At 65.1% G+C, this 22657-nt stretch carries 22 protein-coding genes; 9 read left to right on the top strand and 13 right to left on the bottom strand.

What is annotated here, in order from left to right:
* Positions 1–2: 2 nt before the first annotated feature.
* Positions 3–1844 carry a gamma-glutamyltransferase family protein gene (locus LG388_RS10965; protein WP_225782865.1) on the bottom strand — a complete coding sequence of 614 codons (1842 nt, stop codon included), beginning with the start codon at positions 1842–1844 and terminating at the stop codon, positions 3–5.
* A gap of 207 nt (positions 1845–2051) precedes the next feature.
* Between LG388_RS10965 and LG388_RS10960 the strand changes: the two genes are divergently transcribed.
* A complete protein-coding gene (locus LG388_RS10960; RefSeq protein WP_225782864.1) occupies positions 2052–2648 on the top strand; it encodes a helix-turn-helix domain-containing protein in 597 nt (198 codons plus the stop codon).
* Here the strand turns inward: LG388_RS10960 and LG388_RS10955 are convergent.
* Positions 2645–3456 (bottom strand): IS5 family transposase gene (locus LG388_RS10955; RefSeq protein WP_225782863.1). Its coding sequence is split into 2 segments (ribosomal slippage): positions 2645–3120 and positions 3120–3456, totalling 813 coding nucleotides; the frame shifts between segments, so codons are not numbered across the junction. The genes LG388_RS10960 and LG388_RS10955 overlap by 4 nt on opposite strands.
* Before the next feature lie 86 nt (positions 3457–3542).
* On the opposite strand from LG388_RS10955, the gene LG388_RS26675 reads away from it, so the two are divergent.
* Positions 3543–3875 (top strand): asparaginase domain-containing protein, encoded by a 333-nt coding sequence (locus tag LG388_RS26675; RefSeq protein ID WP_370630138.1) that lies wholly within the window; start codon positions 3543–3545, stop codon positions 3873–3875.
* Here the strand turns inward: LG388_RS26675 and LG388_RS10945 are convergent.
* The 5 genes from LG388_RS10945 to LG388_RS10925 form a co-directional block, all read right to left on the bottom strand.
* Positions 3813–7625 carry a DUF3320 domain-containing protein gene (locus LG388_RS10945; protein ID WP_225782862.1) on the bottom strand — a complete coding sequence of 1271 codons (3813 nt, stop codon included), beginning with the start codon at positions 7623–7625 and terminating at the stop codon, positions 3813–3815. The two genes, LG388_RS26675 and LG388_RS10945, sit on opposite strands and share 63 nt — an antisense overlap.
* Positions 7583–8394, bottom strand: a protein-coding gene (locus LG388_RS10940) for an IS5 family transposase (protein ID WP_370630137.1) whose coding sequence is annotated in 2 segments (ribosomal slippage) — positions 7583–8061 and positions 8061–8394 — 813 coding nt in all. Because the reading frame shifts where the segments join, the coding sequence is not laid out codon by codon here. The genes LG388_RS10945 and LG388_RS10940 overlap by 43 nt, the downstream gene beginning before the upstream one ends.
* A gap of 17 nt (positions 8395–8411) precedes the next feature.
* Entirely contained in the window at positions 8412–10220 is a 1809-nt protein-coding gene (locus tag LG388_RS10935; protein WP_370630136.1) for a DUF4011 domain-containing protein, read from the bottom strand.
* A 3-nt stretch (positions 10221–10223) separates the two neighbouring features.
* Positions 10224–11312 carry an IS5 family transposase gene (locus tag LG388_RS10930; RefSeq protein ID WP_225782860.1) on the bottom strand — a complete coding sequence of 363 codons (1089 nt, stop codon included), beginning with the start codon at positions 11310–11312 and terminating at the stop codon, positions 10224–10226.
* Positions 11313–11383: 71 nt separating this feature from the next.
* Positions 11384–12655, bottom strand: coding sequence for a DUF4011 domain-containing protein (locus LG388_RS10925; protein ID WP_225782859.1), 1272 nt, complete (start codon positions 12653–12655; stop codon positions 11384–11386).
* Between the two features lie 250 nt (positions 12656–12905).
* On the opposite strand from LG388_RS10925, the gene LG388_RS10920 reads away from it, so the two are divergent.
* The 5 genes from LG388_RS10920 (at position 12906) to LG388_RS10900 (ending at position 16576) form a co-directional block, all read left to right on the top strand.
* Positions 12906–13994 carry an IS5-like element ISCte5 family transposase gene (locus LG388_RS10920; RefSeq protein WP_225781276.1) on the top strand — a complete coding sequence of 363 codons (1089 nt, stop codon included), beginning with the start codon at positions 12906–12908 and terminating at the stop codon, positions 13992–13994.
* A 3-nt stretch (positions 13995–13997) separates the two neighbouring features.
* On the top strand, positions 13998–14159 hold the full coding sequence (locus tag LG388_RS10915; protein ID WP_225782858.1) for a hypothetical protein: 162 nt from the start codon (positions 13998–14000) through the stop codon (positions 14157–14159).
* A gap of 107 nt (positions 14160–14266) precedes the next feature.
* A complete protein-coding gene (locus tag LG388_RS10910) occupies positions 14267–14527 on the top strand; it encodes a helix-turn-helix domain-containing protein (RefSeq protein WP_225783572.1) in 261 nt (86 codons plus the stop codon).
* Between the two features lies 1 nt (position 14528).
* Positions 14529–15869, top strand: coding sequence for a type II toxin-antitoxin system HipA family toxin (locus tag LG388_RS10905; protein WP_225782857.1), 1341 nt, complete (start codon positions 14529–14531; stop codon positions 15867–15869).
* Positions 15870–16084: 215 nt separating this feature from the next.
* Positions 16085–16576 (top strand): dihydrofolate reductase family protein, encoded by a 492-nt coding sequence (locus LG388_RS10900; protein ID WP_225782856.1) that lies wholly within the window; start codon positions 16085–16087, stop codon positions 16574–16576.
* 271 nt (positions 16577–16847) lie between these two features.
* Here LG388_RS10900 and LG388_RS10895 read toward each other — a convergent pair whose 3' ends face one another.
* The 6 genes from LG388_RS10895 to LG388_RS10870 all read right to left on the bottom strand — a co-directional run bounded on the left by LG388_RS10895 (position 16848) and on the right by LG388_RS10870 (position 21515).
* Entirely contained in the window at positions 16848–17627 is a 780-nt protein-coding gene (locus LG388_RS10895; RefSeq protein ID WP_225782855.1) for a peptidylprolyl isomerase, read from the bottom strand.
* Between the two features lie 120 nt (positions 17628–17747).
* The gene (locus LG388_RS10890) at positions 17748–18011 is read right to left on the bottom strand and encodes a BolA family transcriptional regulator (protein ID WP_225782854.1); all 264 of its coding nucleotides are present in this window, start codon (positions 18009–18011) and stop codon (positions 17748–17750) included.
* Complete coding sequence (locus LG388_RS10885; protein WP_225782853.1) at positions 18008–18547, bottom strand: septation protein A; 540 nt, start codon at positions 18545–18547, stop codon at positions 18008–18010. The genes LG388_RS10890 and LG388_RS10885 overlap by 4 nt, the downstream gene beginning before the upstream one ends.
* Positions 18544–18975 (bottom strand): peptide-methionine (R)-S-oxide reductase MsrB, encoded by a 432-nt coding sequence (gene msrB / locus LG388_RS10880; RefSeq protein ID WP_225782852.1) that lies wholly within the window; start codon positions 18973–18975, stop codon positions 18544–18546. Before msrB ends, LG388_RS10885 begins: the two co-directional genes overlap by 4 nt.
* Positions 18972–20444, bottom strand: a complete 1473-nt coding sequence (locus LG388_RS10875; protein ID WP_225782851.1) for a YdiU family protein — start codon at positions 20442–20444, stop codon at positions 18972–18974. Before LG388_RS10875 ends, msrB begins: the two co-directional genes overlap by 4 nt.
* 93 nt (positions 20445–20537) lie before the next feature.
* Positions 20538–21515, bottom strand: a complete 978-nt coding sequence (locus LG388_RS10870) for an AraC family transcriptional regulator (protein WP_225783571.1) — start codon at positions 21513–21515, stop codon at positions 20538–20540.
* A 256-nt stretch (positions 21516–21771) separates the two neighbouring features.
* Here LG388_RS10870 and LG388_RS10865 point away from each other — a divergent pair, with 256 nt between their 5' ends.
* Together LG388_RS10865 and LG388_RS10860 are read left to right on the top strand one after the other, a co-directional pair.
* Entirely contained in the window at positions 21772–22194 is a 423-nt protein-coding gene (locus LG388_RS10865; protein WP_003060859.1) for a hypothetical protein, read from the top strand.
* Positions 22195–22260: 66 nt separating this feature from the next.
* Positions 22261–22656, top strand: a complete 396-nt coding sequence (locus tag LG388_RS10860) for a hypothetical protein (protein WP_003060860.1) — start codon at positions 22261–22263, stop codon at positions 22654–22656.
* Position 22657 lies beyond the last annotated feature (1 nt).

The following is a 22657-nucleotide window of genomic DNA, read 5'->3' as shown; positions in this document are numbered from 1 at the left end:
GTTCAGCGGGCCACTGCATAGCCCTGCATGCCGCGCGGATTGGCCGCGGCGCGAAGTACGAGGCGGCCGTGGCTATCGCGGGTGCGGCTGCAGGCGGACAGCCGGCCCTCCGACCATGGTTCGCCCACCTCCAGGTCATGGCCGCGCTCGCGTAGCAGCGCCAGCGTCTCGGGTGGAAATCGGGATTCCGCCTTCAGGCGATTCAGCGTGACCGGGCGCGGCCAGAACGAGGCGGCGTAGTGCCTCACATGGAACGATGGCGCCTCAATGGCCTCCTGCATGGACATGCCGTGTAGTGCATGACGCAGGAAGAAGCCGAGCTGCCATTGGTCCTGCTGATCGCCGCCCGGTGTCCCGAAGACCATGTAGGGCTCCCCGTCGCGAAGCGCCAGCGAGGGAGACAGCGTGGTGCAGGGCGCGACGCCCGGCGTCAATGAGCCCGGCAGCCCGTCTTCCAGCCACGTCATCTGCAGGCGCGTGCCGAGCGCGAAGCCGAGCGCGGGGATTGCCGGACTCGATGAGAGCCAGCCGCCCGATGGCGTGGCAGCCACCATGTTGCCGTGCCGGTCGATCACGTCGATGTGGCAGGTGTCCCCGACGAACAGTTCCCGCTCCGACCATTGCGCAACGGGTGGCAGGTTCTGGAAGGTGGGCTCGCCGATGCCGAAGCGGGCGTCGGCGGCGCGAAGCTCGCGCGCGCCGACCGTCAGGTCGGGCAGGCGCGGCGAACGACCCAGGGGTGCGCCGGCGTCGAGCGCGCGTGACGCCTGCAACAGGTTCACCCTTTTCCAGCGCTCGCGGGCGTATTCAGTGGATAGCAGGTGTGCTTGCACGCAGGCGTCACTGGCGGGTGCGCTGCCGTACCAGGCGAGCCGGTCGGCCAGCGCCAGCTTGGTCGCTTCGGCCAGCCTGTGCACGAAGTCCGCGCTGTCGTGTGCGTACGCGTCGAGCCCGGCGCCCTGAAGCATGGCCAGTGTCTGCAGAAAGAGCGGCCCCTGGCTCCAGAAGCCGCACTTGGCCACGTCGTACCGCCCGAACCGGCCCATGAGCGGCTTTTCGGCCGCCGGCCGCCAGTTGGCCATGTCCTCGCGCCGCAGGAAACCCGCATGCGCCTGGCCACTGCTGTCGCCCACTGGCACGCGGCAGAACGCGTCGACCTCTTCGGCCACGAATCCGTCCCGCCATACGCGCAGCGCCGCATCGATCTCGCTCACCCGGTCCTGACCCTCGCGCTCGGCTTGCGCCACGATCCGCGCATAGGTATTCGCCAGCGCGGGGAGCCGCCACAGCGTGCCAGGGGCTGGCACCTTGGACCCTTCCAGCCAGACCTCAGCCGAGGTGTGCCACTCGGACAGGAAGAGCGCCCGCACGCCGAGGACCGCCTCGCACAAGCGGCGTGACACCGGAAAGCCGTCCCGCGCATAGCCGATGGCCGGCGCGAGCACATCGGCCAGCCGCCAGCTGCCGTGATCGCGCAACAGCGTGAGCCATGTCGCGAACGCCGCCGGTACGGTGGCGGCGAGCAGACCGATGCCCGGCACGAGGCCCAGCCCCAGCCGGCGGAAGGCGGCGGCTGTTGCGTCCTGCGGCGCACAGCCCTGGCCTCGCAGCGCTTCGATCGAACGCGCCTTCTCGTCCCAGGACAGGATCGGCACCTCGCCTGCAGGACCGTTGAGATGAGGCTCGACGACCTGCAGCACGAAGCCTCCGGCAACCGCTGCATCGAAGGCGTTGCCGCCGCGCTCGAGCACGCTCATGGCGGTTTGCGATGCCAGCCAGTGCGTGGATGAACAGGCCCCCAAAGTACCGATCAGCTCGGGACGGGCGGTGAAGGTCGAACTCATGGGCATGCCGCGCAGTACAATTTGCAGATCCGTAACGATTACGGATCCGTAATTTACGTATTGCGGATCCGCAAATCAAGCGCTTTTTTCTGGGCTCGAACCATGAAAACCCTTACTGCACGTTCCCAAGAACGTCGCTCCCACGGTGCAGCGGGCAAGGCACCCACACCATCTGCCACCTGGCGGCGTGCGCAGACCGATCAGTCGATGACTGAGGAACTCGGGCGAAGGTTGCGCGTCATCCGCGAGGGCAAGGGCCTATCGCTCGCGCAGCTCGGGGAACTCAGCGGCGTGCCGGCCGCCTCTCTGTCCCGCATCGAGAACAACAAGATGTCTCCCACCTTCGGCGTGCTGTCCAGGGTCATGATGGGTCTGGACATCGATTGGACGGATCTCGTCGGCCGGCACCACCTGGCGCCGGGTGAGCGGCTGACCAGCTTTACCGACGCAGGGGAGGGGCAGGAGACGAACGTGCGCCAGTCGAAGGCTCGCGTGCTGCATGCGCACGATGCGGCGCATCTGCTGCCCCTCATTGCCGACGTGCACGCACGCAGCCTGGAGGAAGTCGGGGGGCTCAACGGCCACAAGGGTGAAGAGTTCTGCTATGTGCTCTCGGGCACGCTGGTCTTGCACATGGAAGGCATGCCGCCACGCGTCATGCGCGCCGGCGCCAGCGCACTTTTCGACAGTTCGACGCCGCATGCCTATCTTGCAGGCACACAAGCTGGGACCAAGATCATGATCGTGGTTCTTCGCGCGTATGGCGCATCTCCGGAAGAGTCCGTCCAGATTGAGAGCGGCTAACAAAACGGTGGGAGATGGCGAATGCAGATAACGCAGCAGGCCAGCGAGAGCAACGCGACATGAATGTCGATGCGGCGCTCGAAACGAGTACGCAGCTTGCCGAAGGCGGCCAGCCAGGCGTGCGTGCGCTCGACCACCCAGCGATGACGCCCGAGCCGGTCGTTGCGTTCGATGACGCGCCGGGCAATACGCGCGGTGATCCCCAGCTTGCGCAGGTGAAAGCGGCAGCGAGCATAGTCATAGCCCTTGTCGGCATGCAGTTTGTGCGGCCAGCGCCTGGGCCGACCGCGACAGCCACGTACCGCTGGCAACGCGTCGACCAGTTGCTCGAAAACCACCGAGTCATGCCGGTTGGCGCCCGTGACGCAGAAGATCAGTGGGATGCCTTGGCGGTCCGTGATGATGTGGCGCTTGCTGCCGAGTTTGCCCCTGTCCGTGGGGTTGGGGCCGGTGTAGTGGCCCCCCGGGGGCTGGCCACACTGGCCGCGTCCATGCTCGCACGGCTGAAGTCCAGTTTGCCGGCGCCGCGCAATTCACCGAGCAACAACAGATGCAGGCGATGCCACACGCCCGCAGCCTGCCAATCACGCAGACGCCGCCAACAGGTCATGCCACTGCCAAAGCCCAGTTCCTGGGGCAACTCCTCCCAGGGAATGCCGGTGCGCAGCACGAACAGAATGCCGTTCAGGGCCATCTCGTCGCTCACTCGTGGGCGACCGCCTTTGGCCGAGGCAACGACTACCGGCAACAGCGGGGCAACCTTCTTGAACAGCGCGGCGCTGATTTCTCTATTCCTGTTTCGACCCATGCCTCATCAAACACCAATCAAGCGCTCGATGATGACATGGTTTTGTTAGTAGCTCTTATGGGTGTTCATCCGGTTGGGCTCCCTGGGTGGATTGGGTGTTTGGCGACTTCCAGTCTCTCAAACTCAATCCGGATGAACACCGGATACAACCTATTGGAGCTTCACACCTAGTGGTGTTCAGCGACGAAATCCACGCCGCACGCTACGTCAGGAAAACGCATACCTCGCATGTCGACGCCTTCGAGTCGCCACTGACCGGCCCGATCGGCTGGGTGACGGAAGGACGCGTTCAGATCGTTCATCGCCCGGCAAGAGTCGGTTCATCCCTCCATGTTCTGTCGGCGAACTCTTCAGAGTCATGGCTCTGGACGCACAGAGCTCACTGCATTCTCAAAACGTGCTCGGCTGGCTGCGCGTAGCTGTTGGAGCCCGAGCCTGCGCGCCATTGCTTGATAGATCTCTTCGCCTTGACTGCCCTGTGCGATGACGGCGCGAGCCAGCGAAGCCAGTTCTGTGAGACTGATCTCATCAGCTGCCCGCACGCTGTCCTCGTCGGCGGGACCGCGGAAGGGAGGCTCTGCCGCAGGATCGAGATGCTCGGGCCAATAGAACGTGCCGACCTCTTCATCGGTCGTCCGATAGCGGGCGCGCGCGATTTGGAAAACGCGCTCTCGGATGCGCCCGCCGGTACGTAGCCAGCCGTGGGCGCGGGCAATGCGGCGGGCCAGTAGGGCGTCGAGCACGGGGCCTTCATGATCGATGACGTGAGCGATCATGGCCGACAAGGTGTCGTTGTAATCCCCGTCGAAGAATCGATCGAGATTGGCGCCATCGACAGCTTCAGCGGGGTTCGTGACCCGGTAGAGCGAGACCTCCGATGGCGCTGTTTCGGCTGTATCAGCATGGGCTGGCGCTGCAGAGGCCTGACGAGCAAAGACTTCTTCGATTTGCTGCGGTGGAACCGTCGCCGGGGTTTCAGGTGCGATCGGGTCCGCATCCTGGATTGGGGCCGCCGTTTCTTCGTCTGGCTTCGTCACCGACGCCATGGCTTGCGCGATGGCCGCTTGCGCCAAGCGCTTGGCCTCGGCTTCGCGCTCTGCCTCTTCTATACGCCGCTCGCGCTGGACTTTGAGCACGGCTTGCAGCCGGGCATCCAGCCTATCGAGCGTGCCAGCGCGATCGATCCACCAGTCGGTGGACCAGACCCGCACGATTTCCCATCCTAGGCCGCGCAGGACCTGCTCGCGCAGCTTGTCGCGATCGCGTGCAGTGGCGCTGCGGTGGTAGGTGGCGCCGTCGCATTCCACGCCGGCCAGGTAACGGCCAGGTGCGTCGGGATCGACGATGCCGAGGTCGACGCGGAACGAAGAGGCTCCAATCTGCGGCTGGACTTGCCAGCCACGCTGGGCAAGGGCAGTGGCTACGGCCTGTTCAAAGGGACTGTCGAAGCCGCCAAGGCTGCCTTTGCTTGCTTCCGCCAGCGCGCGAGCGCCGCGTTCGGCGAACTCCAGGAAGTGCTTGAGATCGCGTACGCCGATGGCTTGGGTGCGCGCCAAGTCCATCTGCTCGGCGCGGAAACTGGCGAACACGCGCAGCTCATGCCGTGCGCGGGTGATGGCCACATTGAGTCGGCGCTCGCCGCCTTGGCGGTTGAGCGGGCCGAAGTTCATGGCCAGTTGGCCTGTGGGGTCCGGGCCATAGGTGATGGAGAAGTAGATGAGATCGCGCTCGTCGCCTTGCACGCTTTCCAGGTTCTTGACGAACAGTGGCTCCAGTTCGCTCTCGGCGAAGTAGGGCTCCAGTCGCGGGTCTTTTCGTCGGGCTTCGTCGAGCAAGTCCTCGATCAGTTTTTGCTGTTCGGCGTTGAACGTGACCACCCCGATCGTGAGCCCGCTTTCTCGGAAACCTGGCGCTGTCAGGCGGGCCACGACATCGGCAACGAGCGCCTTGGCTTCGGCAGGATTGGTCCGCGTACCGCCCTTCTGGTAGGCGCCCGAGATCATCTGCAGGCTGACCGCGCGGTCGTTGGTGACAGGGGAGGGGAAGGTGACCAGTTCACCCTTGTAATAGGCGTGGTTGGAGAACGCGATCAAGCTTTCATGGCGGCTGCGGTAGTGCCAGTTCAGGTCGCGGGTCGGCAGGTTGGCGCCGATGCACTCGTCGAGGATGCTCTCCAGGTCAGCCTCGACATCCTCGTCGTCAAGACCGGACTCGGCGCGGTCGAAGAACGAGGTGGGCGGCAACTGTTTGGGATCGCCGACCATCACGACCTGACGGCCGCGGGCGATGGCGCCGATCGCGTCCCAGACCGGGATCTGTGAGGCTTCGTCGAAGATCACCAGGTCGAAAGCGTTGGTCCCCGCCTGGAGGTACTGCGCGATGGACAGCGGGCTCATCAGCAAGCAGGGCGTAAGCCTGGTCAGTGCCTCGGGAATCTGGGCCATCAACTCCCGCAAGGGCAGATGCGCACGCTTCTTGCCAATCTCGTGCCGCAACACGCCCCATTCGGAGTTGCGGCTGACGTTGTCCTGCGAGGGTAGGTCGCCGCACATGCGGGCACGCAGCCAGTCCCGGGTCAGGGCGGTGAAGCGTTCGTCGAGCTCCCGGAAGTCGCGGATGCGCTGTTCGTGTTCGGCGCTGACGAACCCGCGGATGACCGGCTCGTGATCTACCACGGCGTTGAGCCACCAGCGTGCGTAGTTGGTTTCGAACGTTCGGCGGGCCTGGCCTGCTCCGACATGGCCTTGTTCGATACCCTGCACCAGCGTGGTCAACCCCAGTGCAAGTGCTTCGCTGCGTGCCTGGCGCCAGGCGCACCAGCTGCGCAGGCTGTGTTCTGCGCGCACGATGGACTGGCTTTGCTCGATGAGCCCGTCGAGTGACAGGGAGTGCCACTGCGTCTGGGCGGCCTCGGCAAGGCACCCGATTGCCGCGAGCGTCTCCTGCCGGGGAAGCAGTTGTCCCCGTTTCTCCACGTATCGAGCGCCGGCCACCGCGATGCGGCCACCTGGCTCCAGCAATGCATTGGCATCGCCCAACAAGGCATGCAGTGGTGCCTTGCAGGCGGAAATCTGCTCGGGTGTGGTGGCCAGACGCGCCAGCACGGCAGCCAGATCCTCGCGAAGCTTGCAGGCCTGTGCGAGCTCATCCAGAGGGGTGGCCAGTCCTTTCCACAGGCCGGCGGTGGACTCGCGCAAGTCGTCCAGGGCGGCCAGCGCTTGCTCGGTTTCGGCTCGCTGGCGCAGCGTCTGGTGATCGTGCGCGAGCGTGGGGCCGCAAGCACCTTCCTCGACCAAGGTGTGGGTCGCATCCAGGGGACCTTGTTGGAGATGCCTTCGCCGATCGCTCAAGAAATCCAAGGCGGCGCGCAGACGGTCGACTTGCGTGGCGTGGCCGGCCCATAGGCCGTCGGTCGTCGTTTCCAGCGAGGCATGGGCGGCAATGTCCTGGTCCAACTGGCGCAGTCGGCGCGCCCTCTGCAAATCGGCCTGCAGGGGGTCGCCGCATTGGCCGTCCGCGATGGCGTCGAAGCCATCGTCTTCCCACTCCCGGCCTTCGCGCACAGCGGCCAGGGCGATCTGCCAGCGCAGGGCCGTGCGCACCTTGTCCTCTTTGGTATCCAGTCCTGCCCAGGCGGACGCACATTCCTGCGCGGGAGTAATGGCTTGAACCTGTTGGCGCAAGGCTCGGATGGCATTCCAATGCTGTAGATCGTTGCTGACGTCAGGCTGCGATCCTCCCTTGATTGCGCCAGACAGTTGCGCCGCAACCTTGCGTTTGCCCAGCCAGGACTTGGGCCAGAACGCCTGCTCGGCTTGTTCCCATCTCCGCTGCAACTCGGCGACGTCGAGCTGTTCAATCGATTCGCCATAAGGGGCCGACAGCGCTGCGTGGTGTTGCGCGATCTGGGCCAGCAGACCGAGTCCCTGGTTCAATTGCACAACCGTGCGAGGTGTCCAAGGCTCGCCGAGCTGTGCGTGGATCTGCCGGTGTTCGGTGAGCGCTGCGAGGCTGTCGGTGCAGGCGGTCACGACGGAAGCGGGCCATGGTTCAGAGAGCTGCGCATTCAGTTCGACATGGCGGCGCACCAGTGCTGCGCCTTCCTGCAGGCGTTGGCTTAGAGCGGCTAACACAACCACCTCAAGGACCGCACGCAAATGACGCTGCATGCCAGGGATAGCAAGGCCACGTGGGTATGAACGCTTCGCTCGAAACGCACACGCAGCTTGCCGAAGGCGGCCAGCCAGGCATGCGTACGTTCCACGACCCAACGATGGCGGCCCAATCGATCGTTGCGTTCAATGCCCCGGCGGGCGATGCGATCGACGATGCCCCGGCGCCTGAGGTGCGCCCGGCAGCGCGCAAAGTCGTAGCCCTTGTCCGCATGCAGCTTGCCCGGCCAGCGGCGCGGCCTGCCGCGCTTTCCTCGCACATCGGGCAAGGCATCGACCAGTTGCTCGAAGACCACCGAGTCGTGCCGGTTAGCACCGGTGACGCAGAACATCAGCGGGATGCCCTGGCGGTCCGTGATGAGGTGGCGCTTGCTGCCGAGTTTGCCCCTGTCGGTCGGGTTGGGGCCCGTGTGCGAGCCCCCCGGGGGCTGGGGACGCTGGCAGCGTCCAGGCTGGCCCGGCTGAAATCGAGCCTGCCGGCGCTGTGCAGTTCAGCAAGCAGTAGCAGATGCAGGCGGTGCCACACCCCGGCTTCCTGCCCTTGGCGCAGACGCCGCCAACATGTCATGCCGCTGCCAAAGCCCAGCTCCTGCGGCAGTTCCTCCCAGGGGATGCCCGTACGCAGCACGAACAGGATGCCGTTGAGCGCCATCTCGTCACTGACCCGCGGGCGCCCGCCCTTGGCTGAGGGCACGAACACCGGCAGCAGCGGCTCGATCTTCTTGAACAGCGCCGTGCTGATTTCCTTGTTCTTGTTTCGACCCATGCACCGTCAAACGCAGATCAGGCGCTTGACGATGACAGGGTTGTGTTAGCCGCTCTTAGAGTGCGTGCGTCGGGGCGCAGGACGAAGCGCCAATCGTGCCCTGCTGCCGACGGCAGGCGTTGGGCCAGGATCACCAGTGCTTCGCAGGTGTCGGGCGTCAACGCGGGCGAAGGCAGCCCGATGGCCTGGACAAATGCCTCTGCGGATTCGATCGTCGCCTGGGCGGCGGGAAGGACTTCGCGCGCCGCGGTGATCAGTTGTTGCTGCCAAGTGGGTGACCAGTCTCCCTGGCCGATGAGGGCCAAGGGGTGTTGTGCCAGTGTGGCATGGCCGATGGCTTGCGCATTGACTTCCAGCCGGTCCACGGCATGGCGCAACTGCTCGATGCCCGCATGATCGTGTTGATCGGCGGTGGGCCAGGCCACTTCAAGCGTCGAGATATCGTGTCCCGCGCTGACAGTGCCGATCGCGTCGAACAAGCTCAGACCGTTGCGGCGCCGCTGATGCAAGCGTTCGACATAGATGTTCAGCGCATCGCGCAGACGTTTGAGATTGTCGGCTTCTGCTCGCCACTGCTCGGCGTCGGTTTGGCCGTTGCTGGACCAGGCGGACTGCAGCTGGGCCAGCACGTCGAGCTTGCGGGCCTTGCTCGAGTGCAGCTCCAGGCAGAACTCACCCAGGCCGATTTCGCGCAGGCGCCGGTAGACGACGTCCAGCGCCGCAATCTTTTCGGACACGAAGAGCACGCGCCGGCCCTGCGCCAGGGATTGGGCGATCAGGTTGGCGATGGTCTGGCTCTTGCCGGTCCCAGGTGGACCGATCAGGACGAAGTCCTTGCCCTGCGAGGCGGCCAGCACGGCCGACAACTGCGAGGAATCCGCCGGCAAGGGGCAGAACACCTGCTTGGGGTCGAAGCGCTGGTCCAGTTCGCGCACCTGCGGGAACGGAGCGCCTGGTGGATAGGCATCGCGCGGAGTGTCCAGCAGGTGGCGCACGACCGGGTTCTCGCGCAACTGCTCGCTGCGCTCGGCAAGGTCTTTCCACATCAGATACTTGGCAAACGAGAACATGGACAACACCACGTCCTCGGTCACTTCCCAGCCCTTGATGTCCTTGATGGCGTGGCCGACGGCCTTCCAGACCGCAGCGACGTCCAGGCCGGTCTCGTCTCGCGGCAGTTCGCCTTCGAGAGTACCCAGACTCAGCTCGAAGTCCTGGCGCAGCATCTCGATCAGGGTCGGATTGAAGCGGGGCTCGTCGTCATGCAAGCTGAGCGTGAAGCCCGAGCGGGCGCTCTTGCGCTGCAGGCTGACCGGCACCAGGATCAGAGGAGCGCGGTAGCGCTGACCGTCTCGGTCTTCGCGGGTCCAGGACAGGAAACCCAGAGCGAGATACAGCGTGTTGGCACCGCCTTCCTGCAAAGTTGTGCGGGCGCTGCGGAACAGCTCGGTCAGCCGTGCGTCGAGTTCGGTTTCGGGAATACCGACGAAAACCTCGCGTTTCTGCAGGGCTTCGAACGCATGCGCGCGGCGCACGTTTTCACGTTCGCGGGCTTCGTAGATGGCCTGATCGCGCGGATCGGCTCCGTCCATCAGGTCCGGGCGCGGTCGCAGCTTCAGAGGCTGGCCGCTGGCCAACAGGTCTTCCAGCGCGCCGGGGTCTGGCGCCTCCAGCTTTAGCAGGCCGTTGAAAAAATGCTCATCGAACGCGCCAGGGTCGTGGATTTCGAAGAAACGGATCGCCCAAACTGGCCTGCGCAGCGATTGGAGCGGCCATTTCGGCCTGTTTGCAGGCCGTTTTGCCCGTTCCGGGCGCACGTATCCCATGGTTCACGCATGATGCGCGTCCCACCAGCCGCCCAGACTGCCCATGCGCACCAGGTTGTAGGTGGCAAAGCACAGCAGCGCCTGGCCCGCGAGCTTGGCCTGACCGATCAATTTGGTCTTGGCCAGACCACCCACTGTCTTGATCCAGCCAAAGGCCTCCTCGATGCGCTTGCGCACTTTGAGGCTGGTCTTGTAGCCCTCGTGGCGCCGGATGCGGCCATCGACCGCCGAGTGCTTGTCCTTGGCCGCCACGTGTGGCGTGACTTTGAGCTTTCGGCAGCCCTTGATGAAGGCCTGGCTGTCGTAACCTTTGTCGGCCCCGACCGTGGCCCGCTTGTTCTTGTTTCCCCGGCGTTTGAGCATCGCCAGCGCCGCCTCGCGCTCGGCGGTGCCACTGGCATGTGTGATCTCCACATCCACGATCAGCCCGTTGCGGTTCTCCATGAGGATGTGCCCCATGTGGCACAGGCGAGATTTGTCGCCCGTGCTCTTCTTGAACAGCCGGGCATCGGCATCGGTGGTGCTGGCGTGGGTGTCGTTGCAGCGCTCCTGCCCTTTGAAGTTCACCTCGGGGTTGCGTCCGGGTGGCGTGCCGCTGTCGTCGTCTTTGCGTTTGAAACTCTTGTGCGAGGCCCAGGCCTCAATCAGCGTGCCGTCCACGCTGAAGTGTTCGTCGCTGGCAAGCCGGCCCCACTGGGCGCTGAGCTTGACGCGCTCGAAGAAGGCGCGCGCCAGGTCTTCGTTGAAGAGGCGTTCGCGGTTGGCGCTGAAGGTGGAGTGGTCCCAGACCTTGTCTTCAATGTTCAGGCCCACGAACCAGCGGTACAGCAGGTTGTAGTTGACCGCCTCGACCAGCTGGCGTTCGCTGCGGATGGAGAACAGGATTTGCAGCAGCAAGGCCTTGAGCAGCATCTCCGGCGGCACCGAGGGGCGGCCACGGCGGGCGTACACCGCTTCGAACTCGCTGTTCATGCTCGACAGCAGCGCATCCACCACGGCGCGCAACTTGCGCAGCGGGTGTGCCGCTGGCACTCTTTCTTCAAGGCTGATGTAGCTAAACATCGCCCCCTGGAAGTCTTGGTTGCCTCTCATCTTTCTTGTCGCAGTTGTTCCGGGATGGCTTCAGATCGTAGCGGCCGACGCGGACGCTCGCAGGGGATTTTTCAACGGCCTGTTAGCGCCTTCTTGCCGCCCTTGAAGTTCAGCAGATTGTTGCGAAGCGAAAGGTCCAGCAGTTTGCGTTGCCAGCGAAGCAGCCGGTCCTTGGGATCGAGCTGGCTGGCATCTTCCGCATTGGCTGGCGCGCTGTCGGGAAGGTCAGGCGCGTCTTCGAACTTTGGCAGGGCAGGCGTGGACGGTGACACTTCAGTGCCCGGCGCCGTGGCAACTGCCGCTTCCGCACTGGCCAATGGCTTGATGCGCTGCAACCGAGCCCGGCGAATGTCCACCGCCAAGCGGAATCCCGCATCCTGAGATTCGTCCACCTGCTGAGCGCCGCGTGCGGTGGCATAGCTGAAGGGGGCCGTGGGGCGCTGCGTGATCAGGGTGGTCTCGAACAGAACCAGTTCCTTGAGCCTGAGGCGCTTGCGCAAGGCCGTCACGTCGTCGACGACGGTGGTGGAGAATTCCTCAGGCTGAAGCCAGACGCCAGCAAAGGCATGGCCTTCGGTGAAGACCAGCAGCGGGTTCAATCCTGCTTGCTCGAGTGCAGCGCAGAACAGCAGCGCGAGGTCGAAGCAGGTTCCAAGGCCTGAGCTTTCGATCTGCCCGGGGCTGCGCACCTTCTGGCCAGACTGCTCGAAACTGGCCGGTGGCAAGGCATAGTCCAACTGCATGCCAGCCGTGGCCCCCCAGAGGGCGGAGGCCAGTTCCCAGGCACGCTTGGCACCGCCGGCATAGCCGTCCAGGGCAGGGTTGCGATCGTGCTGACGCAGCACCTCCGCTGTGCGCTTGAGCAGCCGATCCACCGCCGGGTCGTTGGGCTGGACGAACGCAGCGACCAAGTCGGGTAGATGCGAGATACCGCCCCATTGATTGCGTGGCAGCAACTCCAGATGGACATCGCGTTGCGTCAGGGCAGGGCTGGAGGCATCCGCGCCTGCGGTGCGCAATGCCAGCGACACCGTGGCCGTCTCGGCTTCGGTCAGCCGTGCCAGCAGTCCGCCGTCCAGGTTCAGATCCAGGTCGCGGATTGGATAGCGCGAACGGGCCGCCAGCGCATCGATCCGCCAACGGCGCGGCTTCAAAAAGGGCGGATCGGAAGTCAGGACCAACTCGACCTGCTCATGAGTCTGATCGGTCTCGTTGATCAGGGAGAGATCGCGGACCAGCGGGACCGCATTCTGAAAATCCGCCAAGTTCAGTTTGGCGATCAGGGTAACGTCGATTTTCAGTTCGGCCGCGATGGTCGAACCTTCCGGTGGTGTCTCGTCCATGGAATCCCCTATGATGCCCCGCCGTAACACGCATTACGCCCTGTTACGACCTTGCAGGATATTAGCTCCAGTTGTCAGAAATTTCGGCAGGTAAAACCCAAGCAGAAATCGGTGAGTCCACAGAAGGCAGGGAAATGAAGCGCCCGAATTGGCCGTTAAGCCGCTTAGCAGGCCGTTGAAAAATCCCCTGCGAGCGTCCGCGTCGGCCGCTACGATCTGAAGCCATCCCGGAACAACTGCGACAAGAAAGATGAGAGGCAACCAAGACTTCCAGGGGGCGATGTTTAGCTACATCAGCCTTGAAGAAAGAGTGCCAGCGGCACACCCGCTGCGCAAGTTGCGCGCCGTGGTGGATGCGCTGCTGTCGAGCATGAACAGCGAGTTCGAAGCGGTGTACGCCCGCCGTGGCCGCCCCTCGGTGCCGCCGGAGATGCTGCTCAAGGCCTTGCTGCTGCAAATCCTGTTCTCCATCCGCAGCGAACGCCAGCTGGTCGAGGCGGTCAACTACAACCTGCTGTACCGCTGGTTCGTGGGCCTGAACATTGAAGACAAGGTCTGGGACCACTCCACCTTCAGCGCCAACCGCGAACGCCTCTTCAACGAAGACCTGGCGCGCGCCTTCTTCGAGCGCGTCAAGCTCAGCGCCCAGTGGGGCCGGCTTGCCAGCGACGAACACTTCAGCGTGGACGGCACGCTGATTGAGGCCTGGGCCTCGCACAAGAGTTTCAAACGCAAAGACGACGACAGCGGCACGCCACCCGGACGCAACCCCGAGGTGAACTTCAAAGGGCAGGAGCGCTGCAACGACACCCACGCCAGCACCACCGATGCCGATGCCCGGCTGTTCAAGAAGAGCGCGGGCGACAAATCTCGCCTGTGCCACATGGGGCACATCCTCATGGAGAACCGCAACGGGCTGATCGTGGATGTGGAGATCACACATGCCAGTGGCACCGCCGAGCGCGAGGCGGCGCTGGCGATGCTCAAACGCCGGGGAAACAAGAACAAGCGGGCCACGGTCGGGGCCGACAAAGGTTACGACAGCCAGGCCTTCATCAAGGGCTGCCGAAAGCTCAAAGTCACGCCACACGTGGCGGCCAAGGACAAGCACTCGGCGGTCGATGGCCGCATCCGGCGCCACGAGGGCTACAAGACCAGCCTCAAAGTGCGCAAGCGCATCGAGGAGGCCTTTGGCTGGATCAAGACAGTGGGTGGTCTGGCCAAGACCAAATTGATCGGTCAGGCCAAGCTCGCGGGCCAGGCGCTGCTGTGCTTTGCCACCTACAACCTGGTGCGCATGGGCAGTCTGGGCGGCTGGTGGGACGCGCATCATGCGTGAACCATGGGATACGTGCGCCCGGAACGGGCAAAACGGCCTGCAAACAGGCCGAAATGGCCGCTCCAATCGCTGCGCAGGCCAGTTTGGGCGATCCGTTTCTTCGAAATCCACGACCCTGGCGCGTTCGATGAGCATTTTTTCAACGGCCTGTTAGATGAAGCTTGACACCGGGCGCTGGGGCGCAGCCAGAGCCCACGTAGTTGAATTTCAGATATTTGACGAATATCTGTTTTTCAGCTATCTTGCGCTTATCTGAATCCCGGGTACTCGCCATGCCGCCGACGTCACATCCGCTGGTCACTACAGGCCAACTCGGCTCGATGCTGCAGGCCACGCGCAAAGCGCAAGGGCTGACCCAATCGGCACTGGCTGCCCGTATCGGCTTGAGCCAGTCGCGTGTCTCTCATCTGGAACTCAACGCCCACGAGCTGAGCGTGGAGCAACTCCTTGCATGGTGCGCAGCGCTGGGCCTGGAGTTGGCCGTGGGGATCCGGGGCAAGGCTGCGGTGTCAACGACGCCCACGGATTGGTGACATGGGGCGTCGATCGCACAGCCGCAGCCTGTCCATCTGGACCAACGGTGTTCGCGTCGGCCGATGGACGATTCCCGCTCGCGGAGAGATGGAACTGCAGTACGACGCGGATTGGCTTGCTGCGGATATGGGCCGACCGCTGTCCTTGTCGCTGCCTTTCAATCTGCAGAACCTGCCGGTCAAGGGCGAGAAGGTCGCTAACTACTTCGACAACCTGCTACCGGACAGCGACGCGATCCGCCGCCGCGTGGCCGAGCGCTTCAGGACGGGTTCGACCGAGCCGTTTGACTTACTGAAGGCCATCGGGCGCGATTGCGTGGGCGCCGTCCAGATCCTGGATGAGGGGGAGGTGCCCACCGACTTCGATCGAATCGAGGGCGTGCCCCTGGCCGAGGAGGATATCGAGCGGCACCTGATCGAAACCGTTTCGCCGCAGGCCTTCGCTGCGGGCCGAGACCCGGATGCGGACTTCCGCATCTCGCTGGCCGGTGCGCAGGAGAAGACCGCCTTCCTGTGGTGGGGCGGGCAATGGCTGGCGCCGCGTGGCGCCACGCCGACGAGCCACATCTTCAAGCTTCCGCTCGGTCTGATGGGCGGGCGGCAGGCGGACTTCAGCACGTCCGTCGACAACGAATGGCTGTGCTTGCGGCTGCTGAAAGCCTACGGATTGCCCGTGGCTGATGCCCGCATCGCGACCTTCGGCCGACAGCGTGTGCTGGTGGTGGAGCGTTTCGACCGGCGCGTCGCACCCAATGGGCAGTGGCTCATGCGTCTGCCACAGGAAGACTTTTGCCAGGTCGAGGGCTGCTCGCCATTACGTAAGTACGAGAACGAGGGCGGTCCTGGGCTCAAGGCCCTGTTCGGCACGCTGCGGCAATCGGTGAATACCGAGGCCGACATGAAGACGCTGATGGCGGCGCAGGTGCTGTTCTGGTTGCTACGCGCGCCCGATGGCCATGCCAAGAACTTCAGCATCCAGCTTCTGCCACGCGGTCGTTTCCAGCTGACCCCGCTGTATGACGTGATGTCGGTCTACCCGGTGTTGGGCGATGGCCCCAACCAGTGGTCTCCGTATGAGATCAAGTTGGCCATGGCCCTGCTCGGCAAGAACCGACACTACGAGATGCACGGTATCCAGCGCAGGCACTTCAACAGCACCGCGCAGAAAGTTGGCTACGCATCGACCGCCGAGCCGATCGTCGAAGAACTTCTTGCTCGTACACCAGCGGCCATTGCCGAAGCGCAAGCCGAATTGCCACAGGACTTCTCACCGCGTGTCCGCGATGCCATCCTGGGCGGGCTTGAGCAGGCGGCCCGCACACTCGGCGGGATGCCGCCATAAGCAGGGCAAGCTCGCTGCGCTTGGCGGTCCGCACCGTCACGTTACTATTGCGACCGTTCACATGCCAGTGTCGAGCTTGCATTCGCGCTCTGGCCGAGCAGCAGGAGACGTTCGATGAGCAAGCTGGTTCTCCAGATGCAGATGTCGGCCGACGGCTTTGTCGGCGGTGAGGGGCAAGGCGCCTGGCAACTCTGGGACTGGGTGGGCGATTGTCCGTGGGAACCCGAACTGCGGCGGGATTTCAATCTTTTCTTCCAGGCCATCGGCACGATTCTCCTGAGCCGGAAGATGGCGCAAGAGGGTTACACGACCACTGGGCGAAAGCGGCGCAACGCTTTCCGCAGGACAGCTTCTACGCCTTTGCACGACGGATCACCGAGATCCCGAAGGTCGTGCTGAGCAGCAGGCTCGAAGGCTCCCGTTGGGAGGGTACACGCGTGGTGGGTGGCGATCTGGTATGCGAGGTCGGTGCATTGAAGCAGGGCGCCCAGGGGGACATCGCGGTCTTCGGCGGCTCAGGCTTTGCTTCCGCGCTGGTCGCCGCGGATCTGGTCGACGAGTATGCGTTCTTCGTCAATCCGGCAGCAATCGGAAGCGGGCACAGGCTGTTTGCCCAATCCGGCTTTCGCGCACTGACGCTGCTCGGCTCGAAAGCCTACGGATGCGGCTTCGTCGTCAATCGGTATGCGCGGCAGTCCAAGCAATGAGTTCGCTTCAAAGGGGCGCCCGGGTCCATGACTGGCGCAGTCCTGGCGTTCATCGCGCAGCGCCGGCTGGCGGGTAGGCCCACTCGTCCATCGCGATCTGCGCTGCGGCCAGAACCCGTCCTCCGCGATCGGCGTCGCGCAGGAATTGCTCAAGCGCTTGAGGTCGCGACTCCACGCGCCGTGGGCCACAAAGAAAAAGGCAGCCCGCAGGCTGCCTTTTTCCTGGAGAGCGCCATGGGCGCCCGCACGGCGGCCGATCGGCGCGCCGCGATCATTCCACGCGGGCCTTGCTCCGCAGTTCCTGCTGATAAGCCTGCAGCTTCTGCTGCTGCAGCTGGCGCTCCAGCTCGGGCTTGATCTGTTCGAGCGGCGGGAAGTCCATCTTGCGTGTGTCGTCCAGGCGGATGACGTGCCAGCCGAAGCTGCTCTTGACCGGTGCGCTGGTGGTTTCGCCCTTCTTGAGCTTGACCATCGCCTCCGAGAACTCGGGCACCAGGTTGGCGGGGGCGGTCCAGTCCAGGTCGCCGCCGTTGGCACCGGAACCCGGGTCCTTCGACAGCTTCTTGGCCAGGTCTTCGAACTTGGCCCCCTTGTTCAGGTCGGCAATCACCTTCTTGGCCGCGTCCTCGGTTTCCACCAGGATATGGCGCACCTTGTACTCGTTGCCGCTGTTGGCCTCGGCCAGCGAGTCGTAGGCCTTCTTCAGCTCGGCTTCGGTGACCGGGTTGGTCTTGCGGTAGTCCTCGAACAACTGGCGGATCAGCACGGCCTGGCGAGCCAGCTCCATCTGCGCCTTGTAGTCGTCGCTCGCGTCCAGGCCCTTCTTCTGCGCTTCCTGCATGAAGACTTCGCGCATCACGACTTCCTCGCGCAGCTGGTCCTGCATCTCGGGGGTGACCGGGCGGCCTGCGGCGGCCAGTTGCTGCGCCAGCTGGTCCATGCGGGCCTTCGGCACCGCCTTGCCGTTGACGATGGCCGCGTTCTGGGCCATTGCCGGCAGAGCGCCCAGCATCATCGCTGCGGTCACGGCGGACAGGACAAGTTTGTTCATGAACGGGAACCTCGGTGTGGGCAGGGCCGTGCGCACGCGCAAGCCGGAGAGTGATGAAGTAACGAACAGGGAAGGGGGAAGGGGAGCGGAGGTGCCGCCGTGGGCCGGCGGTCGGATGGCTCAGAGCGTTTCGATGGCAATGGCGTGAAGGCCACGGGGCACAAAAGAGTGGAGCGCATCATACACAAGCCGATGCTGCGCCACGCGCGTGCGCTGGGCAAACTGGGGGGAGGCGATGCGCACCCGGAAATGGGTGCCGTAGCCCTCGGGTGAGGCGCCCGAATGGCCCGCATGCAGGCCGCTTTCGTCGATGACTTCGAGGTGCGTGGGCGCCAGGGCGGCGCGCAGGGCGGCCTCGAGTTCGCTGCGGGTGGGCAAGCTCATGGTGCGGGCTCGTCGGTCTTGAGATGGGGCGCGATGTACAGCCCCTGCGCGACCAGGAAGGCGACGGGAAACACGTAGCCCCAGAGCTTGAAGTCGACCCAGGCCTCGGTGCTGAAGTACAGCGCCACGTAGGCATTGAGCGCGGCCATGAAGGCGCAGTAGCCGATCCAGGCGATGCTCAGGTGGCGCCACACCCGCGGCGGCAATGTGAGCTGGGCGCCCAGCAGCATGTGCAGGAAGTTCTTGCGAAAGCCCCACAGCGCCACCGCCATGGCCAGCGCCATGGCGCCGTACAGCACCGTCGGCTTCCACTTGATGAAGCGTTCGTCCTGCAGGACCAGCGTGAGCGCCCCGAAGAGCAGGATCAGCACCAGCGTGGCCTTCTGCATCGTCTCCAGCTTCTTGTGCGTGGCATAGACGATGGCCATCTGCACCACCGTGGCGGCCATGAGCACGGCCGTGGCCACGTAGATGCCCTGCAGCTTGAACGCTGCGAAGAAGAGCAGGATGGGCAGAAAGTCGAGCAGCAGCTTCATGCCGGCTCGTCCTCGCCCTTGGGGCTGAAGTCCAGCGAGGCGGAGTTCATGCAGTAGCGCAGGCCGGTGGGCGCCGGGCCATCGGGAAACACGTGGCCCAGGTGCGCCCCGCACTGGGTGCACACGGTTTCGGTGCGCACCATGCCGTGCGAGCGGTCGACGATCTCGGTGATGGCGCCAGGTTCGGCGGCCTCATAGAAGCTGGGCCAGCCGCAGCCGGCATCGAACTTGGTGTGCGAGTCAAAAAGCTTGGCGCCGCAGCAGATGCAGTGGTAGCTGCCGTCGGCCCAGTGGGCTTCGTACTTGCCGGTGAAGGGGCGCTCGGTGGCGGCATGGCGGGTGACTTCGAAGGCCACGCGTTCCGCGCCTTTCTCGGCCAGCAGGGCCTGCCATTGCGCGTCGGTCTTCTGGATCCGTGGAGCGGTCATGATGAGCAGCTGATTTCGATGGTGGACGCCCAGTCGGGCGGGAAGTCGGCGTACGCCTGCATGCCAGGCTGTTCCTGATATGGGGTCTGCAGCAGGGTGAGCAAGGTCTGAACGCCGCTGAAGTCGGTCTGCTGCGCCTGTTCGATGGCAACCTGGGCCAGATGGTTGCGCAGCACATAGGCCGGGTTGGTGGCCAGCGCGGAGGCTGGGTGGCCGCAATCCTGCGCGGCCCGGGTTTCAAAGGATAGCAGCCACTCGTCGAAGGGCCGTGCATCGACAAACAGCTCGCGCACGGGCGCCAGCGCAGCGCCGGCGCGCCAGTGCGCGAAGCGGCGCCAGAAGATCGTCCAGTCCGTGCGCTCGGCCGCCAGCAGGCGCAGCAGGCGCTCGACGAGCGCGCCGTCGCCCGCCCGCGCGTCCGCCAGCGCCAGCTTGGCGCGCATGTGCGCGTCGAAGGCGAGCGGGAAGCGGTCGCGGTACGCGCCCAGGGCCGCCAGCGCGAGCTCCTCTTCGCCGATCAGCGGCATCAGGGCCTGCGCGAGGCAGAACAGGTTCCAGTAAGCCACGTTGGGCTGCTGGTTGAAGGCGTAGCGGCCGCCGGTGTCGCTGTGGTTGCAGATGTGGCCGGGGTCGAAGCCGTCCAGGAACTGGAAGGGCCCGTAGTCGATGGTGAGCCCGAGGATGCTCATGTTGTCGGTGTTCATCACACCGTGGCAGAAGCCGATGGCCTGCCAGTGCGCCACCATCTCGGCCGTGCGCTCGCTCACGGCCTGCAGCAAGCTGGCGTAGGCGTTGCCGCCCAGGCGGCTGTCCGTGCGGCATGCGGGATAGAAGCGGTCGATGACGAAATCGGCCAGCCGGCGCAGCTCGTCTTCACGGCCCGCCGCCGCGAAATGCTCGAAATGCCCGAAGCGGATGAAGCTGGGCGCAAGGCGCGTGACCACCGCCGCGGTTTCCAGCGTCTCGCGCCGCACGGGCTGCGGCGAGCCGGTGACACACAGCGCGCGCGTGGTGGGCACACCGAGCGCGTGCATGGCTTCGCTGCACAGGAACTCGCGGATCGACGAGCGCAGCACCGCGCGACCGTCGCCCATGCGGGAGTAGGGCGTGCGGCCCGCGCCCTTGAGCTGCACTTCCAGCCCGCCTGCCGTTTCGCCCAGCAGGATGGCCCGGCCGTCGCCGAGCTGCCCGGCCCAGACCCCGAACTGGTGGCCGCTGTAGACGGTCGCCAGCGGCTCGGTGCCGGCGATGGCCGCGTTGCCCGTGAAAGCGGCCAGCGAGGCGTCGTTGTGCCAGTCGGCCGGCAGCCCGAGCGCGCGCGAGGCCGCCTCGCTGTGCGCCACCCAATGCGGCGCAGGAAGCGGCGTGGGCCGCAGCACGGTGAAAAACGCGGGGCCGAGGGTCCGGAAGCCGGGTTTCCACGGCAAACCCAGGTCGACGATGGGGGCCTTCTCGGCGATCTCGCTCATGGCCCGATTGTCCGGCAGCGGCCGAAACCCCAGGCAGGACGGGGCATCGCGCCTGCGCCGGAGCCGGGCTCGCAGCGCGCGCGTTGCGGCGGTTCAGGGCGCGAGCGCGGGATATTCCCAGAGCCGCGCGCGGTACTGCGCCGGCGGCATGCCGAACCAGCGCTTGCAGGCGCGAAAGAAATTGCTGCTGTCCACGAAACCCAGCAGGTCGGCCACCTGCGTCAGCGTGTGGCGATCCTCGGCCAGGTACTGGCGCGCGAGCTCGCTGCGCGTGCGGTCCAGCAGGGCCTGGAAGGACACCGACTCGGCCTGCAGCCGGCGCTGCAGCGTGCGCTCGGCCAGGCCCAGGCCGGCGGCCACGTCCTGGCGGCGCGGCTCGCCCTGCGGCAGGCGCCGCGCGATCTCGGCGCACACCAGCGTGCTGGTGGTGGTCTGGCCCAGTTGCTGGAGCTGGTCGTCCAGCATCTGCTCCTGCACCCGTCCCAGGTCCGGCTGGTGGGTGGGCAGCGGCAGCGCGAGATCGGCCGCTGAGAGGAGCAGGCGATTGGCCTCGGCGCCGAAGCGCGGCGTGCAGCCGAAAGCCTGGCGATGCGGGCGGTCATCGGCCGGCGCGGGGTACACGAACTCCATGGCCAGCGGTTCCAGTTCGCGGCGCGTGAGCCAGCGGCATTGCATCAAGACCGTGAGCATCGCCCATTCCACGCGTTGACGCGGGATGGGCAGGCTGCCGCCCGTGTGCGCCATCACCAGCCAGCAGCCGCGCGGGTCGTGGGCCAGAGAAAAGCGGGTTGCGTCCGAGATCACCGCCATGTAGCGCGCCAGGCGCTCCAGTGCCGCACTCAGATGCGGGCTGCACGACATCGCATGGCCCACGGTGCCGATCCTGCTGTGCCGCGCCACGAGCATGCGGTCCAGCCCCAGCGTGGGCCGGCCTGCGCGCGCCACGGCGTACTGCCACAGCAGGGTGATCTCGTCGACGGGGAAGCGCGCGTTCTGGTGATCCACCGATGCCGGGTCGAAGCCCGCGTCGCTCAGCAGGGCGGGCACGTCCAGCCCTTCGGCCTCGAACATGGAGAGCACGCCCTGCAGCCAGGCGGCCGAGCTGGTGCGCCGCTCGGGCAGCGGCGCGCACGGCCCGCGGCGGGACGGCCGGCGAAGGGTGCGCAAAGTCGGCGTTGGGGCCTCTGAAGTCATGGCATTGGCGCGCTTGCGATAGCGGTGGGCACGCGGGCGATTCCTAGAATTTTCGGCTCTCCGGAATAACTTGTGGAACAGGTGACCATGCAGTATCCTCCTGAGTCGGATTTTCGTGTGGAAAGGAAACCAAGTGAAACTGCATCCTAAGACCGCCGCCCTTGTGGACCGGTTCGCCGCAGCTCTGAAGGAAAAACTCGCCGCCGCAGAGGAGAAGTACGGCTACTCCGACGGGTGGGCGACTGACGACTGGATGGGCGAGTGTCGCAAGGAACTGCGGAAGCACGTTGCAAAAGGGGACCCACTGGATGTGGCGGCCTACTGCGCATTCCTGTGGCATCACGGCGAGGCGACCACCGGCCCATGTCCGCACGCAGACTACTGCAACGAGACGGGCTCCTGCGCGAACGGATGCGATGACCGGATGCCTCGGCTGACGGACCAAGATGTGGCCGACTGCTTGGGTCGGTCGTTCGATGCGGCGGGGAATATCCTGCCCAGCACCTTCGCACGCGAGGTTCTCCGGGCGGCTCAAGTCTTGGTCCGAGAGAAGTGAATTGACTGCCTTTTTCTTCATCTGCGCAGCCCTGTACTGCGCGTGGTTCATCCTGAGGTTCCTGCTATGAACGAGAATTACGAGGGCGCGCTGGCCAAGATTGACGCTGCAAGGAAACTGGCCCGGCAGACGATGGCGAAGCATGGCAAAGAGGAGGTGTGCGACCCGCCAATGGGCATCGACACGCCCCAGAGGCCGGCGCTGCCGGCTTGGCAGGACGTGTTGGGCGCTGCCGAGCAGCTCGTCCGGCAGAAGCCCGCCTTCCCCAAGTACATCAAGGGCACGGTCTTGGAGAACGATGTGCCGGTGTGGATTGCCACCTTCACCCAGCAAATGCTGGTGCGCGAGCTGTCTCGCATCCGGGCTGTCATCGCTTCCGACCGCTGTGACGGTGATACCGACTACGCAGCGGGAGCCAACGCCGCCCGAGCCAAGTACCTCGCCGCCATTGACAAGCGGTGAC

This window comes from Xenophilus sp. Marseille-Q4582 (assembly GCF_916700565.1).
In the GTDB taxonomy this organism is placed as follows: Bacteria; Pseudomonadota; Gammaproteobacteria; order Burkholderiales; family Burkholderiaceae_C; genus Xenophilus.
Note: the sequence above shows the minus strand (reverse complement) of the source record. Positions and strands in the feature narration are given on the sequence as shown.